The organism is Streptomyces sp. NRRL B-24484 (assembly GCF_000717715.1).
Lineage (GTDB): Bacteria > Actinomycetota > Actinomycetes > Streptomycetales > Streptomycetaceae > Kitasatospora.
Genome location: NZ_JOAI01000029.1, coordinates 1 through 14,293, shown reverse-complemented (window position 1 = coordinate 14,293; position 14,293 = coordinate 1). Strand labels below are relative to the sequence as shown.

8 protein-coding genes and 1 pseudogene are annotated in these 14,293 nt (G+C 74.7%); 4 read left to right on the top strand and 5 right to left on the bottom strand.

What is annotated here, in order from left to right; all coding sequences use genetic code 11:
• Window positions 1-60 precede the first annotated feature (60 nt).
• Window positions 61-3,336: a S8 family peptidase gene (locus IE98_RS0124560; RefSeq protein WP_052390919.1), complete on the top strand. Its 3,276-nt coding sequence runs from the start codon at window positions 61-63 to the stop codon at window positions 3,334-3,336.
• Here IE98_RS0124560 and IE98_RS0124555 read toward each other — a convergent pair.
• From IE98_RS0124555 to IE98_RS0124540, 4 genes are all read right to left on the bottom strand, one after another.
• Complete coding sequence (locus tag IE98_RS0124555; RefSeq protein ID WP_052390918.1) at window positions 3,277-3,726, bottom strand: GtrA family protein; 450 nt, start codon at window positions 3,724-3,726, stop codon at window positions 3,277-3,279. The two genes, IE98_RS0124560 and IE98_RS0124555, sit on opposite strands and share 60 nt — an antisense overlap.
• Window positions 3,723-4,697 (bottom strand): glycosyltransferase family 2 protein, encoded by a 975-nt coding sequence (locus tag IE98_RS0124550; RefSeq protein ID WP_052390925.1) that lies wholly within the window; start codon window positions 4,695-4,697, stop codon window positions 3,723-3,725. Before IE98_RS0124550 ends, IE98_RS0124555 begins: the two co-directional genes overlap by 4 nt.
• 68 nt (window positions 4,698-4,765) lie before the next feature.
• Window positions 4,766-7,360: a YfhO family protein gene (locus IE98_RS0124545; protein ID WP_052390917.1), complete on the bottom strand. Its 2,595-nt coding sequence runs from the start codon at window positions 7,358-7,360 to the stop codon at window positions 4,766-4,768.
• A gap of 114 nt (window positions 7,361-7,474) precedes the next feature.
• Window positions 7,475-9,550 (bottom strand): PIG-L family deacetylase, encoded by a 2,076-nt coding sequence (locus IE98_RS0124540; protein WP_030272401.1) that lies wholly within the window; start codon window positions 9,548-9,550, stop codon window positions 7,475-7,477.
• A gap of 156 nt (window positions 9,551-9,706) precedes the next feature.
• Here IE98_RS0124540 and IE98_RS0124535 point away from each other — a divergent pair, with 156 nt between their 5' ends.
• From IE98_RS0124535 to cimA, 3 genes are all read left to right on the top strand, one after another.
• Window positions 9,707-10,744, top strand: coding sequence for a 3-isopropylmalate dehydrogenase (locus IE98_RS0124535; RefSeq protein ID WP_043175031.1), 1,038 nt, complete (start codon window positions 9,707-9,709; stop codon window positions 10,742-10,744).
• 178 nt (window positions 10,745-10,922) lie between these two features.
• Window positions 10,923-12,035, top strand: coding sequence for a branched-chain amino acid aminotransferase (locus IE98_RS0124530; protein ID WP_030272396.1), 1,113 nt, complete (start codon window positions 10,923-10,925; stop codon window positions 12,033-12,035).
• Between the two features lie 430 nt (window positions 12,036-12,465).
• Complete coding sequence (cimA, locus tag IE98_RS0124525; protein ID WP_030272394.1) at window positions 12,466-14,079, top strand: citramalate synthase; 1,614 nt, start codon at window positions 12,466-12,468, stop codon at window positions 14,077-14,079.
• A gap of 111 nt (window positions 14,080-14,190) precedes the next feature.
• Here the strand turns inward: cimA and IE98_RS0124520 are convergent.
• Window positions 14,191-14,293 (bottom strand): annotated as a pseudogene (locus tag IE98_RS0124520) (ATP-binding protein); the annotation flags it as partial.

The window sequence follows — 14,293 nt, the reverse complement described above, 5'->3', positions numbered from 1 at the left end:
ACGTCCGCGCGGTGCGGGCGGCCGCACGATCAGGCCACCCCTGCCGGGGAGACCGCTTCCGTGCGTACGCCCGCAGCCCTCGCGCTCGCCCTCGTCACCTTCGCCGCCCCGGCCGCCTGGGCGGCACCCCCGGCCGGACGGGCCTCCGCCCCGCCCGGCAGACCGGTCACCGTGCTGCTGGAACTCGGCACCGAGGCCGCGGCACCCGCCTGGCAGCGGGCCGCCGCCGACGCCCGCCGGCAGCGGCGCTCCCCGGAGGCCGTCCGGGCCGCCGCGGCCGCCGCCGGTGCCGACCAGCGGGCCCGCGCCGTGCGGGCCGTCGACCGGCTGGCCGCGGGCGTCCGGGCCGCCGCCCCGGGTGCCCGGGTGGTGTACCGCACCCAGACCCTGCTCAGCGGCGTCGCCGTCACCGTGCCCGCCGCCGCGGTGCCCCGGCTGGCCGCGCTGCCCGGGGTGCGCGCCGTGCACCGCGTCACCCTGCAGCACCGGGCCAACGCCCACTCCGTCCCGCTGACCGGCGCCCCCGCGGTCTGGTCCGGCCCGGACGGCACCACCGGCGGCGGAGTGCGGATCGGCATCGTCGACTCCGGCATCGACTACACCCACGCCGACTTCGGCGGCCCCGGCACCCCGGAGGCCTTCGCCGCCGTCGACGGCGTCCGCCCGGCACCGGCCGCGCTGTTCCCCAACGCCAAGGTGGCCGGCGGCCAGGACCTCGTCGGCGACGACTACAACCCGGACCCGTCCTCGCCGCACCACCAGCCGGTGCCGCACCCGGACGCCAACCCGATCGACTGCGCCGCCAACGGTCACGGCACCCACGTCGCGGGCACCGCCGCCGGCCTCGGGGTCACCAAGGACGGCAAGCCGTACCGCGGCCCCTACCGGGAGGGCCTCGACCCGGCCGCCTTCTCCGTCGCCCCCGGAGCGGCCCCCGGCGCCACCCTGTACGCGCTGCGGGTCTTCGGCTGCGACGGCTCCACCGACCAGCTCGCGCACGCCCTCGACCTGGCCGCCGACCCGAACGGCGACGGCGACCTCTCCGACCGCCTCGACGTGGTCAACCTCTCGCTCGGCAGCCCCTTCGGCAGCCCGGACGACGCCGACTCGCTCGCCGCCGACCGGCTCTCCGCGCTGGGCACCGTGGTGGTCGCCTCGGCCGGCAACGAGGGCGACCTGTACGGGATCGGCGGCAGCCCCGGCACCGCCGCCCGGGTCGTCACCGTCGCCGCCTCGGTCGACCCGCACGGCGACGCCGACGGCATCCGGGTGCTGGCACCCGAGTCCCTCGCCGGCGTCGTCCCCGGCCACTGGAGCTCGCAGTACACCGGCTGGGCCGACCACGACGTCACCGCCGAGCTCGCGCTGCCCGCCGACCAGCAGGACGGCTGCACCGCCTTCGACGCGGCCGACGCGGCCCGCCTCAAGGGCCGGATCGCCGTGCTCGCCTGGCGCAGCAAGGACGCCGACCGGGCCTGCGGCTCGGCCGCGCGCGCCGACCACGCCGCGGACGCCGGAGCGGTCGGCACGCTGTTCGCCGCCGACGGGGAGTCCCTCGCCGAGATCGCCGGCGACAAGCGGATCCCGGCCGTGCTGCTGGCCCGCACCGACGCCGAGCGGATCCTCGCCGCCGTGGCCGACGGACCCGTGAAGGTCCAGCTCGCCGCCCCGGGCAACGGCCTGCACGGCGCCGTCGCCCAGGACCGGCCCGAGCGCACCGACATGCTCACCCCCTTCACCTCCCGCGGGATCGGGGTGCCCGGCATCGTCAAGCCCGACGTGGCCGCGCCCGGCGAGACGATCTGGTCGGCGAAGGCGGGCAGCGGCAGCGGCGGCATGCGGGAGGACGGCACCTCGATGGCCGCCCCGCACGTCACCGGCCTCGCCGCGCTCGTCCGGGCCGCCCACCCCGACTGGCCGGTCGCCGAGGTCAAGGCCGCGCTGATGAACACCGCCGTCGACACCCGGCACGACGCCGACCCCGGCAGCATCGTGTACGGCCCGGAGCGCACCGGTGCCGGCCGGGCCCGGGTCGACGCCGCGGTCGCCACCCCGGCGGTCGCCTACGCGGCGGGCGAGGGCGCGGTGGACGGCGCGGTCGGCGTCTCCTTCGGCCCGGTCGAGGCCACCGGACCGGTCGAGCTCGACCGCCAGGTGGAGATCCGCAACCACGGCGACGTCCCGCTCACCTACACGACCGGCTACGCGGCGGCGACCGAACTGCCCGGCGCCTCCTTCGGCATCAGCCCGGGGCGGATCACCGTCGAACCCGGCGGCACCGCCCGGGTCACCGTCACCCTGCGGGTCCCCGGCAGCCTCGGCCGCACCCCCGACCCGACCCTCGACCTCGAACAGGCGGGCCGGGCCCGCAGCTACCGCGGCGAGCTCTCCGGCCGGCTGCTGCTGACCCCGGTCGACGCCGGCCCGCCGCAGCTGCGGGTGCCGCTGTTCGCCGCCCCGCGGCCCGCCTCGCAGTTCACCGCCGGGCCGCAGCTCGCCGCCGGACGGGCCGGCGCCACCATGGTCGCGCTGGCCGGCACCGGCGGCCCCGTCCCCGACGGCGCCGGACTGCTCAGCGCCTTCGTGTACGGCGGCGAGGGCGCCCGCTGGCCGGAGTGCGCGGACGCGGGCGACGCCGACGACCTCTGCGTGGAGCGGCCCGGCGAACGCGCCGCCAACCTCCGGTACGCGGGCGCGGCCAGCGACGCCCCGGCCCACGGCGACCCGCTCGGCGAGGGCACCCTCTACCTGGCCGCCGCCCTGTGGGGCCCGGCCGACACCCCGGTCGGCATGTTCGGGGTCCGCGCCTCGCTGGACACCGACGGGGACGGCCGCACCGACGCGATCGTCGCCGCCGACCGGCTGCGCGGCAGCGACGTCCTGGTGGCCCGCACCACGGACGCCCGCACCGGCAAGGAACTGGACGTCCAGCCGCTGAACGCCCGCTGGGGCGACACCGACACCGGGCTGCTCGACGGCGACGCCCTGGTGCTGCCCGTCCGGCTCTCCGCCCTTCCCGGGCTGAAGCCCGGTACGAGCACCGTCCGGTACGCGCTGTGGACGGGCCAGGTGCTGCCCGGCGCACCGAGCGAGCAGGACGCGCTCGGCTCGATCGGTCTCACCGACGGCCGGCCGACCCTCGCCCTCGACGTGCTGCACCCGGCGCTGGACGTCCGCGACGGCACCGACGGCACGGACGGGCCGGCCGCCGTCGCCGTGCCGGAGCGGCCCGGCAGCGTGCTGCGGGTCGCCCGCGCGGACGCCGCCGCCCGGCTGCTACTGCTCCACCACCTCAACCCGGACGGGCGCCGGGCCGAGGTCGTCACCCTGCGCTGAGCCGTCGGCGGGGCCCGTGCCCCGCCCGGTCAGCACCAGCTTCGACAGCACGTAGGTGATCGGGATCGCGACCGCCGCAGCCAGCAGCGGCGCGATCCGGTCGTCCACCCGCACCCACTCCACCAGCACGAACACCCCGCCGCTCTGCACCAGGTAGTTGGTGACGTTCGGCAGCGGGAACAGCAGGAACTTCCGCCAGGTCGGCCGGGTGCGGTACGTGAAGTAGGTGTTCAGGAAGAACGAGCCGACCATGCTCAGGAAGAACGCCGCGCTGAACGCCGCGAAGTACGGCAGGTACGGGTGGAAGGCCAGGTACAGCAGGTAGAACGTGCCGGTGTTGACCACACCGACCAGGCCGAACCTGACGATCTGCCACAGCTGCGGGCTCACACCGGCTCCCCGGTGCGGGCGCGGTGCCCTTCGGCGCGGAACGCGGCCCGCGGCACGTTGGTCTCCTTGACCAGGAAGTGCGGCCGCCGCTTGGTCTCGTAGTAGATCCGGCCGATGTACTCGCCGATCAGACCGAGCATCACCATCTGCAGGCCGCCCAGGCCCACGATCGCCACGATCAGGGTGACGTAGCCGGGGGAGTCCACGCCGTCGACCAGGGCGACGCCGGTGATCCACGCCGCGTACAGCGCCGCCACCCCGACCAGCGCCAGGCCCAGGTAGATGGCGATCCGCAGCGGCCGGTTGTTGAACGAGATCAGGCCGTCCATGCCGTAGTTGAGCAGTGCGCCGAACCGCCACTTCGTCTCGCCGGCCTCGCGGGCGACGTTCTGGTAGTCGAAGGTGACGGTGTCGAAGCCGATCCAGGAGAACAGGCCCTTGGAGAACCGGTTGTACTCCGGCAGGGACAGCAGCGCGTCCACCGCGGCGCGCGACAGCAACCGGAAGTCGCCGACGCCGTCCTGGAGTTCGACGTCCACCCAGCGGTTGACCAGCCGGTAGTAGAGCCGGCTGACCGCCGTGCGGACGGGCCGGTCGCCCTCCCGGGTGCGGCGGGCGATGACCTGGTCGTGGCCCCGGTCGTACAGCTCCAGCATCCGCTCGATCAGCTCCGGCGGGTGCTGCAGGTCGGCGTCCATCAGGACGACCGCGTCGCCCGTCGCCTCGCGCAGACCGGCCAGCATGCCGGCCTCCTTGCCGAAGTTCCGGCTGAAGGAGACGTAACGGGTGGTGTCCGGGTGCTCCGCGGCGATCTTGCGCAGCCGCTCCAGGGTGCCGTCCGCGCTGCCGTCGTCGACGTAGCAGAGCTCGTACTCGACCGGCAGGGCGTCGAGGCTCGCGCGGATCGCGGTGTCGAAGAGCTCGACGACCGCTTCCTCGTTGTAGCAGGGCACCACCACGGACAGCCGCACCAGTCCACCTCCGGCCTCGACGCAGTCGGCGGCCGCACGCACTGACCCCTCACCCTGCCTGTCTGATTTCACACAGATGGTACCGGTCCGCCGTCGGCAGCCCGCCCGTTCCGGCGGCGCAGCGACGTGAGCAGCGCCACGCCCAGCAGCACCGCGGCGGCGGCGCCGCTCGCCGCGAGTCCGGGCAGCAGACCCGGCGGGCGGTAGCCGCAGGACACCTCGGAGGCGCCGGCGCCCAGGTCGACGCCGGTCATGCCGAGCACCGACCGGGGGGCCCGTGCCGGGCCGCCGTCCACCGAGCACCGCCAGCCGTCCACGGCGGGCATCGAGATCAGTGCGGTGCCGGTCGAGCCGGCCGGCAGTTCGGCCCGCAGACCGTGGCCGCCGGCGGTGACCTCCGTCGCACCGCGCAGACCGTGCAGCGCGGACTGCAGCGCCGCCGGGTCCAGGCAGCCGAGCGGCAGCTCCGGGATCTCCGCCTTCGCCGCGGCCCGCAGCTGTACGGTGAGCCGCCCGTCGGCGGGGACGGGGCCGAGCTCGCGGATCGGCATCGCCGTCATCGGCTGCCGGCCCCAGCTGGTGTACTTGCCGCCCGCGCCCGTCACCGTGCCGCCCAGCCAGGGCGCGTACAGGAAGGCGGTGCGCCCGGGGGTGCAGGAGGCGGTGAACGTCGTCCAGGTGCCGCCCTTCGGCGTCGCCGGCACCCGCCAGCCGCCGGGCGAGCGCACCGGCCGCGGGCTGGCCGTCCACTCCGGGGCCGGCGTCTCGTAGACCCGGGAGCCGAGCAGCGACTCCTGGCGGCTCCACACCGAGCGGGTGTCCGGGGCGGCCGTCGGGTGCACGGTGACCAGCGGCGCGGCCGGGGCGTGCTTCACCGCGAAGCCGTCCGGCGCACCGGTGGAGTCCAGGTAGGTGGTGACGCCGAAGAGCGCCCGCCCGACCGGGTCGGCCGGGCTGAGGGTGTGCCGGCCCTGGATGTACCAGCCGGCGCCGAGGTCCTGCAGCATCCCGGCGGTCACCGCGGGCAGGTAGCTGCTGTAGTACGAGCCGCCCTGGCCGCCGAGCAGCAGCGGGTCGTTGTTGGCGAACTCGTGCGGACCGGGGTCGGTGCGGCCCTGCGGCCAGTCGTCGGCCGCGCGCAGCGCCTCGGCCGCGGCCGTCGACTGCGCCGAGACGGTCGTGCGCGGCTGGTAGAAGGGCAGCCGGTCGCGGATCGCGGTGACCGCCCAGGCGGTGTGCACCGCCGAGGCGAAGACGGTGAGCAGCAGCACCGCGCCGGCGGACCGGCGCACGAGCGGGCGCGCACGCCGGCGGGCGAGCACCAGCAGCGCACCGAGGACCAGGGCACCGCCCGCCCCCACCTCGATCCAGGTCGACCAGCGGACCGAGCTCTGCCCGTGTCCGACCAGCGCCAGCAGCGCCACCAGCCCGGCGCCGCCCAGCAGCGCCCGGACGTCCGGACGGTGCGCCAGCGAGATCCAGGCCGCCGTCACCAGCATGCCGCTGAGCACGAACGACGCCCGGTACGGACTGCCGTTCGGGATCGCCAGCCCGTGCCACAGCAGGATCGTCGGCTCCCAGACGAAGCTCGCCCCGACCAGCAGCAGCAACGCGTACCAGCCGATCCGCTCGGCGGGCCGGACCCGCCGGTTGAACGGCAGCGAGGCGACCAGCAGCAGCGCCAGCACGCCGACGAAGACGTTCGGCACCGAGTGGTCCGAACGGCCGCCGGGCAGCAGCTGCGCCAGGTAGTCGGTGAGGCCCGGCGCGCCCTCGTAGGTGGCGGGCGGGGCCGGCTGCGAGGCCTTGCTGGCCTTCAGCGAGACCGTCATCGCCGGCGCGGCCAGCAGCACGCCGACCGTGACCATCCCGGCGGCCCGTCCGGCCGTCCGCAGCCGGGCCGGCCACGGGGTGCCGGCCAGCGCGAGGCGCAGCAGCAGCACCAGGCCGGAGGCGACCGTCGCCATCGCCCCGGTGTAGAAGTTGCCGGCCCAGGCGAGGGCGACCAGCAGGGTGCCGAGCACCCACCGGCGGCCGCGCAGACACCAGTCGCAGGCCAGGCCGACGGCCGGCAGCGAGACCAGCCCCCACATCCACATCGGGTCCGGCGAGCCGTCGTTCAGCACCCAGGCGCAGAGGCCGTAGCCGACCGCGAGCAGGGCGCGCAGCCACGGACTGCCCGGCGCGATCCGCCCGAGCAGCACCGTCGTCGCGGCCGCACCGAGGCCGATGCTCAGCAGGGTGACGAGGAACACGGGGAAGTCGACGGCGTCCCGCGGGAAGAGCCCGACCAGCCAGGAGAACGGGTTCATCAGGTAGGTGACGAAGTCCCCGAGGAACGGCGAGCCGTAGCCGCTGTTCCAGTTGAACAGCAGGTCGCCGCCGCCCCGCCCGTGCATCAGGTCCCACAGGTGCGCGTGGAACGGCACGAACTGGTTGCCGAGGTCGTTCACCGCCCGCGACCGGGCCCCGAACGGGTACGTCCCGCGCAGCGCGCCGGCCAGGCAGAACGCCGCCGTGGACAGCACGGCGGCCAGCGCCGCGGCGCCCGCCTCGCTCCGGCGGGTGCGGCCGGCCGCGGGCGCCGGGGCCGTGTCCCGGGCTGCGGCCCGGGCCGCCGGCTCGCGGCCGGCCGGGCGGGTCGGGGCCGTCTCCTGGCTCACTGCGCGGTGCTCCTGCCTGGCCCCGTGGGGCCGAAGGGGTCGTACGGGACCGGCCGGCGGGCACGCGGCGGCCGGTCGGGGCGCGGGGGATGCCCACCGAGCATATGCAACGGCTCAGCCCGCCTGGCTCCAGGAGCCGAACGGGGCGCCGGGCACCGGCTGGCGCGCGGTGTAGAGGTGTCCGTCGCAGCCGATCGCCGCGGCGACCACCCGGCCGTCCTCGTCGGCGGCCAGCGCGGGGGTGTGCGAGAGCAGCGGGCCGTCGTGCTGCCAGTCCCGGCCGTCGGCGCGCAGCGCCGTCCGGCCGCGGTCGTCACGGACGGCCAGCGCCCCGACGGCGGTGGCGATCCGGCCGAAGCCGCCGGGCGGCGCCGACTCGGCGACCACCCGCCACGCCTCCGAGCCCGGGGCCAGCTCGGCGGTGAGCACCCGGGCGCTCCTCGGCTCCCGGAAGCGCACCCGCAGCGCGCCCTCCTCGCCCAGCTCGGCGGTGACCGCGCCGCCCGGAACCGGCAGTCCGGTCGGCGGGGCGGGCCGCAGCGGGCCGCCGGGCACGTCCGAGGCCCAGTGCACGACGGTGCGCGCACCGGGCGCGAAGACGTGGGTGTTGCCGTAGCCGTCGACCACCGCGCCCAGGCCGTCCTGGACACCGGCGCCGGCCTGCGGCGGCAGGGTCAGCGCCGTCCACGCCGCCGACGGGCCCTCCAGGGTGCGGACGGCGACCGTGCCGCCCCAGGTGCGGGCGGCGACCTGCACGGTGCCGTCCGCCAGGGCGAGGCCGACCGGGTAGCCGAACTCCATCGAGCGCACCGGGTCCTCGCCGTCCGGCGCACCGAGGCTCTCCCACGGCCCGAAGGAGTCCCGGCCGGTCTGCACGGCGGTGACGATCTCGCGGCGGTGCTCGTCGGCGGCGTACCGGAGCATGGTCCGCACGCCGAGCAGCCGTATCAGCCCGTCCTCCTGCCGGAAGGCCTGCAGCTGTCCCTCCAGCCCGGTACCGGCGAGCCGCCGCGGGCCGTCCCAGCCGCGCGGGGACTGCGTCCACTGCACCGCGGCGCCGTTGAGCAGGCCGAAGGCGGCCATCCGCCCGTCGCGCAGCGGCACCAGCCAGGCTCCGCTGCCCGGCGCGCGGTACCGGGTGGACTGCGCCCAGCCGTTGCGCAGCGCGCCGGCCCCGACCTTGCGGTCGCCGCAGCCGGCCGGGTCGCCGCAGCGCCGGTTGTCCGCCCAGCCGTAGCTGTTCAGCGCCAGCACCTTGCGGCCGACCGCGGCCTGGTCGAGGTTGTGCGGCAGCGCGGCGTTCACGTAGCCGAGGTAGTGCTCGACGGTGGCGTTCCGGGCCCGGTCGCCGGCCCAGTGCCGGGCGAGCGCGGCCTGGGCGAAGTACGCGGAGTAGGTGTGGTCCTGGTGGTCCAGGTAGACGTGGCCGCTGCGCGGGTCCTTCGGCGGCTTGGGGGAGTGGTCCGGGTTGGGGTCCAGGGTGCGGACCACGGTCGGGCGGTAGTGGTCGAAGACGGCGTGCAGCGTGGCGATCAGCTGCTCCCGGCTGTAGCCGGCGCCGGGCGACAGCCCGCTGCGGACCGGCGGCAGGATGTCGAGGGCCTCCGTCTCGCCGAGCCACAGGCCGCGCAGGCTCTCGGCGCGCGGCAGGCTGACCGAGCGGGCCTCGACCAGGGCGAGCAGGATCAGCTGCACCTGCGGCGCGGCCCGCAGGGTGTGCTGCTCGACCAGCCGGCCGTCCAGGTAGCTGACCAGCGAGACGTCCCAGGGGCTGGTCTCGTCGCCGGTCGTGAGCAGCGCGAGGGCCGCCGTCAGCCCGTTGATCCGGGCCCGGGTGTAGGCGGGCCGGTCGGCGCGGGTGACCCGGCCGAGTTCGGAGTGCAGCACGTTGCGGCCGTCGGACTCGCCGTCGGTGAGGCAGACCGTGACGCAGGCGGCCCCGGAGGCCAGCGCGTGGTCGAGGTCCGGGTTCATGAAGTAGAGGTTGTCGTCCGGGTGGGCGATGACATGGACGAACGACTGTGTGATGCTGTGATGCGCGACACCCGTCACCCGGGCCGATCCGACCGGCTCCGGTTCGACCGGCCTGTCCTCGCGCACCGCCAGGCCGACGCCGCAGCCGACGGCGGGCAGTGCCAGTGCCCCACCGGTCAGCCAGAGCGCGCGGCGTCTGCTGATCGGACCCCCCATAGTGCTTCCCCCGTGCGTTCCCCGTGTAGATCTGTCGGATTTTAACGGAGGGGTCCGGTACGGCTCCGTACCCCCCTTTGTCGCCGCCCCGTCCCCGAATGTCCGGATAATGGACACGAGGTGTCAGTGGCTGGGACGCGGAGTAGGGTCCCGAGCATGTCTCGCAGCCTTCGTCTCGCAGTGATCCCCGGTGACGGCATCGGCCAGGAAGTGGTGGCCGAGGGCCTCAAGGTGCTGAGCGCCGCCCTGCCCGCCGACGTGAAGCTGGAGACCACCGAGTACGACCTCGGTGCCCGTCTCTACCACCGCACCGGCGAGACCCTGCCGGACGCCGTGCTGGAGGAGCTCAAGGACCGCGACGCGATCCTGCTCGGCGCCATCGGCGACCCCAGCGTCCCGTCCGGCGTGCTGGAGCGCGGCCTGCTCCTCAAGCTCCGCTTCGCCTTCGACCACCACATCAACCTCCGCCCGGGCACGCTCTTCCCCGGCGTGAAGTCCCCGCTGGCCGGCGACCCGCAGATCGACTTCGTGGTCGTCCGCGAGGGCACCGAGGGCCCGTACGTCGGCAACGGCGGCACCCTGCGCGCCGGCACCGAGCAGGAGGTGGCCACCGAGGTCAGCCTCAACACCGCCTTCGGCATCGAGCGGGTCGTCCGCGACGCCTACCGCCGCGCGCAGGCCCGCCCCCGCAAGAAGCTCACCCTCGTCCACAAGAACAACGTGCTGGTCCACGCCGGCCACCTGTGGACGCGGATCTTCCAGGAGGTCGGCCGGGAGTTCCCCGAGGTCACCACCGACTACCTGCACGTCGACGCGGCGACGATCTTCTTCGTCACCCAGCCCGAGCGCTTCGACGTGATCGTCACCGACAACCTGTTCGGCGACATCCTCACCGACCTCGCCGCGGCCGTCACCGGCGGCATCGGCCTGGCCGCCTCCGGCAACATCAACCCCACCGGCGCGTTCCCGTCGATGTTCGAGCCCGTCCACGGCTCCGCCCCCGACATCGCCGGCCAGGGCAAGGCCGACCCGACCGCCACCGTGCTGTCCGTCGCCATGCTGCTGGAGCACCTCGGGTACACCGCCGAGGCCGCGAAGGTCGAGGCCGCCGTCGCCGCCGACCTCGCCGAGCGCACCGGCCCCCGCTCCACCTCCGAGGTCGGCGACGCGCTCGCCGCCCGAGTATCCGGCTGACGGGCCGGGAACAGCACACGTTCCGGCCCGGAGGGCCGGAACCGCACAGCACGACAGCCGACCGGCTGTTCGGCACGGCCCTCTGGATGCGAGTATCGACAGTGGGCCGTGCCGTCGTGCGTTCTACCCCTTCGGCGGAGGCGGCCCGGACCAACCCCACGGTGAAGGACAGACAGTCATGAGTACGCCCACCCAGGCGCCCATCACGTTCGAGCTCAAGCCCTCCGCGCACCCGCTGTCCGACGCGGAGCGCGAGGCCCGGCTGGCCAACCCCGGGTTCGGCCGGATCTTCACCGACCACATGGTCACCATCCGGTGGACGGAGGGCCTGGGCTGGCACGACGCCCAGCTCACCCCGTACGCGCCGCTGGAGATCGACCCGGCCAACATGACGCTGCACTACGGCCAGTCGATCTTCGAGGGCCTCAAGGCCTACCGCCAGGCCGACGGCTCCATCGCCACCTTCCGCCCCGAGGCCAACGCCGCCCGCTTCCAGGCCTCCGCCCGCCGGCTCGCCATGCCCGAGCTGCCGGTCGAGACCTTCGTCGAGGCCGTCGAGCTGCTCGTCCAGCAGGAGCAGGCCTGGGTGCCGAACGAGGCCGAGCAGAGCCTCTACCTGCGGCCGTTCATGTTCGCCACCGAGGTGGGCCTGGGCGTCCGCCCGGCCAACTCCTACATCTTCATGATCATCGCCTCACCGGCCGGCGCCTACTTCCCCGGCGGCATCAAGCCGGTCTCCGTCTGGCTCTCCGAGGAGTACGTCCGGGCCGCGCCCGGCGGCACCGGCTCCGCCAAGTGCGCCGGCAACTACGCCGCCTCGCTGATCGCCCAGGCCCAGGCCGCCGAGAAGGGCTGCGACCAGGTCGTCTGGCTCGACGCCGCCGAGCACCGGTGGATCGAGGAGATGGGCGGCATGAACCTCTACTTCGTCTTCGGCGAGGGCGCGGACGCCAGGATCGTCACCCCCGAGCTGTCCGGCGCGCTGCTGCCCGGCATCACCCGCGACTCGCTGCTGCAGCTCGCCTCCGACCTCGGCTACGCCGTCGAGGAGCGGCGGATCTCCACCGACGAGTGGAAGCAGGGGAACGCCGACGGCACCCTCACCGAGGTGTTCGCCTGCGGCACCGCCGCCGTCATCACGCCGGTCGGCTCCGTGAAGTCCGCCCGCGGCGACTGGACGGTCGGCAAGGGCGAGCCCGGCCCCACCACCATGGAGCTCCGCAAGGCCCTCCTCGCCATCCAGGGCGGCCAGGCCCCGGACACCCACAACTGGCTCCACAAGATCGTCTGACGCCGGGCGGTCCCGCGAGGACACGCCACCAGGGGTGCGTGGGGCACCTCCCGGCCGAAGGCCGGGGGACCCCGCGCCCCTGCGGTCCACCACCTGCTGCCAGCAGGCACATCTCGGTATGCGGACGGTCCGGGCCGGATGGCGGATGCTGTGCAAGACTGCGAGCGTGTCCTCGCTCTCGCTGATTATTAGCAGCAGGCGCGCCGGTCCGCAGTGACCGCTCCGTACCACCCCGTTGCGGAGCGACCACGAGCGTCCAGACCCGCGCGCAGACCTCTCGCACCCGCGAGGGGTCTTTTGTTTTGCCCCCGACCGGCCCCGGCCCCCACAAGGAGCCGGGAGACACCGGGGAGCGCGCGGGATGCTGGACAGTGGAGCCGGATCCACCACCGGCAACAGCAGTACTCCACCGAACGGAGAACCCAGGGCCATGACCGAGGCCAGCGACCACCCCAACGACAGCTTCCACGTCTTCGACACCACGCTGCGCGACGGCGCCCAGCGCGAGGGCATCAACCTCACCGTCGCGGACAAGCTGACCATCGCCCGGCACCTGGACGAGTTCGGCGTCGGCTTCATCGAGGGCGGCTGGCCCGGCGCCAACCCCCGCGACACCGAGTTCTTCGCCCGGGCGGCGACCGAACTCGACCTCAAGCACGCCCGGTTGGTCGCGTTCGGGGCGACCCGCCGGGCCGGCGGCCGGGCCGCGGACGACCCGCAGCTGGCCGCCCTCGTCAACTCCGGTGCCCCGGTGGTCACCCTGGTCGCCAAGTCGCACGACCGGCACGTCGAGCTGGCCCTGCGCACCACCCTGGACGAGAACCTGGAGATGGTCCGCGACAGCGTCGAGTACCTGCGCTCCCAGGGGCGCCGGGTGTTCATCGACTGCGAGCACTTCTTCGACGGCTACAGGGCCAACCCGGAGTACGCCCTCGCGGTGGTCTCCACCGCCCACCGGGCCGGCGCCGACGTGGTGGTGCTCTGCGACACCAACGGCGGCATGCTGCCGCTGGGCGTCCGCGAGATCGTCGCCGAGGTGCTCGCGAAGACCGGGGCCCGGCTCGGCATCCACGCGCAGGACGACACCGGCTGCGCGGTCGCCAACACCCTGGCCGCGGTGGACGCCGGCGCGACCCACGTGCAGTGCACCGCCAACGGCTACGGCGAGCGGGTCGGCAACGCCAACCTCTTCCCGGTGGTCGGCGCACTGGAGATCAAGTACGGCCGCCGGGTGCTGCCCGAGGGCCGGCTCGCCGAGATGACCCGGATCTCGCACGCCGTCGCCGAGGTGGTCAACCTCGCACCGTCCACCCACCAGCCCTACGTCGGCTTCTCGGCCTTCGCGCACAAGGCGGGCCTGCACGCCTCCGCGATCAAGGTGGACCCGGACCTGTACCAGCACATCGACCCGGAGCTGGTCGGCAACACCATGCGGATGCTGGTCTCCGACATGGCCGGCCGGGCCTCCGTCGAGCTCAAGGGCAAGGAGCTCGGCTACGACCTCTCCGAGGACCGGGACCTGGTCGGCCGGGTCGTCGCCAAGGTGAAGGCGCAGGAGAACCAGGGCTACACCTACGAGGCCGCCGACGCCTCCTTCGAGCTGCTGCTCCGCGACGAGGTGCGCGGCCGCCGCGAGCGCTTCTTCGCCCTGGAGTCCTGGCGGACCATCAGCGAGCAGCGGGCGGACGGCACCCCGGGCAACGAGGCCACCGTGAAGCTCTGGGCGAAGGGCGAGCGCCGGATCGCCACCGGCGAGGGCAACGGCCCGGTCGACGCGCTGGACAGGGCGCTCCGAACGGCGCTGGAGCGGATCTACCCGCAGCTGGCCCAGCTGGAGCTGGTGGACTACAAGGTCCGCATCCTGGAGGGCCAGCACGGCACCGGCTCCAAGACCCGGGTGCTCGTGGAGTCCGGGGACGGGGTGTCGTCCTGGTCGACGGTCGGGGTCGCGGACAACGTCATCGCCGCCTCCTGGCGGGCCCTGGAGGACGCCTACACCTACGGTCTGCTGCGGGCCGGCCTGGTGCCGGACGAGGCGGAATGAGGCTTCCGTGCCACCCGGGGCTCTTGGAGCACAGGGGGGCGTGAAAACACCGGAGGGGGCGCGGATTCCGCGCCCCCTCCGGTGTGTCCGGCCTGCCCGTGGACCCGTTCCTCAGCGGAGGCGGGCCAGGAGGGCGTGCTCGACGAGGGTGATGAGTGCGCTCTTGGCGCTGTCCCGGCGTCGGGCGTCGAGGGTGACGATGGGGGTGTCGGGG